This is a genomic window from Frankia sp. CcWB2 (genome assembly GCF_977927585.1).
In genome coordinates this window covers 9,585-10,818 of the sequence record NZ_CDWRCM010000055.1, presented here as the reverse complement: position 1 = coordinate 10,818, position 1,234 = coordinate 9,585, and the positions used below count along the sequence as shown (strand labels likewise).

The following is a 1,234-nucleotide window of genomic DNA, read 5'->3' as shown; positions in this document are numbered from 1 at the left end:
TCTGTCGACCGACGACCCGTTCGCGCCGGTGCGCAGCCCGTTCGGGCTCGTCTGCGGGGCCTTCGCGGTTGCCGCGACGGCCTTCCTCGCCGCCGTCTACCTCTGCCGGGACGCCGCATCCTCCCCGGCCACCGCGCACCTGGTGGCCGACTTCCGCCGGCGGGCCATCGGCGGCGCCGTGCTCTGCGGTGCACTCGCCGCGATCCTGCTGCCCCTCCTGTGGGCGGACGCCCCGGAGGTCGCCGGCCGGTTCAGGGACCGCTCGCTTCCCCTGGTCGCCCTGTCCACCCTCGGCGGGATCGGCGCCCTCGTCGCACTCTGGCGCGAGCAGTTCGGTGCCGCCCGCATCGCGGCCGGTCTCGCCGTCGGCGCGATGCTCTGGGGCTGGGCGGTGGCCCAGTACCCGGACCTGGTGGTCGGGCAGGCCACGGTCGACACGGCCGCGGCGCCGACGGCGAACATCCGGGCCATGCTGTTCGCCATCGTCGGCGGTCTGGTGGTGCTCGTGCCGTCCCTGATGATGCTGTTCCGGCTGTTCTCCCGACCAGAACCGGCGGAGTGATCGGGCCGGCGGAGTGATCGGACCGGCCCGCCGTGGCGGTGGGCTACGGTCGTCGCGTGACCTCTGCCCCCGCTCAGGCGCCGGTCATCGCGGGCGAGCCGCTCACCCGCCGGCAGCTCGTCGTCGAGATCTGGCTCGTGCTCGGGGTCTCCTTCGCCACCTCGGCGCTGTTCGCGGTCATCCGCTACGTCGGGGTGCTGACCCGGCCGGGCCCCGTCCGCTCCCAGGTGGCCCGGCTGAACACCTCGGCGGCGCCGGGACGGCCCTGGCTGGACCTCGCGCTCCAACTCGCTGACCTGGTCACCGGGCTGGTGCCGGCGCTGCTCGCCGTATACCTGCTGACGAGGCACGGAGGCGGACCGCGGGCGATCGGCCTGGACGGCCGGCACACCGGTCGCGACGCCGGCCGGGGAGCGGCGATCGCGGCCGGGGTCGGCGGGCTCGGCTTGGGCCTCTACCTCCTGGCGTGGCACAGCGGGGCGAACCTCACCGTCGCGCCGTCGGGCTTGCCGGACGTGTGGTGGCGCGTGCCGGTCCTGGTCCTCAGCGCGGCGCAGAACGGCCTCGCCGAGGAGGTCATCGTCACCGGGTATCTGCTGGTACGGCTGCGTGAACTTGGTGTCACGGCCAACCGGGCGCTGGCGGCCAGCGCCCTGCTCCGCGGTTCCTATC

General features: G+C 74.6%; 2 protein-coding genes. Both read left to right on the top strand.

What is annotated here, in order from left to right; genetic code table 11:
• On the top strand, positions 1-562 hold a 562-nt coding region (locus ACY45C_RS08280; protein WP_462187038.1), incomplete at its 5' end, for a cytochrome d ubiquinol oxidase subunit II.
• Positions 563-618: 56 nt separating this feature from the next.
• Positions 619-1,234, top strand: a 616-nt coding sequence (locus ACY45C_RS08275) for a CPBP family intramembrane glutamate endopeptidase (protein ID WP_462187037.1), incomplete at its 3' end; no start/stop codon positions are given.